Genomic DNA, 595 nt, shown 5'->3' on the forward strand with positions numbered 1-595 from the left:
ATTGTTGCTGTGTCGCAATTCGTCGGGTTTAATTTCTCGCAAATACTATAGACTATCGTGTAGTTTCCTGCTGGAGTACCTGCTGGAATACTTACTTGACCAGTGGCTGGATTCAAAGTCGGAACTAAACCTCCTCCTATTGGCAAGGCTGGGGTAACTACTGCTATGATAATATCTGAAGGTACTACTAGTACTCCGTTTAAGGTGTCGTTAGGTAGGATTGCCAAAGCATTAGCTTGTCCTACATAACCATTAATACCTGCTACTGAATCATCATTGGCAACAATTGGCGATGCTATAACATTAATAGTTATCGTAGCCGGATCGCAATTGCTCGGATTTAAGTTCTCACAAAGCCTGTAGGTTATAGTATAGGTTCCTGCTGGCGTATTGGCCGGTACACTTACTACTCCTGTGGTGGTGTTTAAAATTGGGACTAATCCTCCGCCTATTGATGAAGCTGGAGTAACGATTGTTCTAGTTACCTCTGTCAATACAATTGGTAATCCGTTTAAGGTATCATTAGTATAGGCGTTTAAAACTGCTGCGCTACCTGTTCTTCCATTGATCGGTAAGGACGTATCGTTTGTGGCTA

1 pseudogene is annotated in these 595 nt (G+C 42.4%); it reads right to left on the reverse strand.

Annotated elements, in window-relative coordinates:
* Positions 1–595: pseudogene (locus ACSVH9_RS16340) on the reverse strand (gliding motility-associated C-terminal domain-containing protein); the annotation flags it as partial.

The organism is Flavobacterium sp. RSSB_23, from assembly GCF_051547145.1.
Classification (GTDB): domain Bacteria; phylum Bacteroidota; class Bacteroidia; order Flavobacteriales; family Flavobacteriaceae; genus Flavobacterium.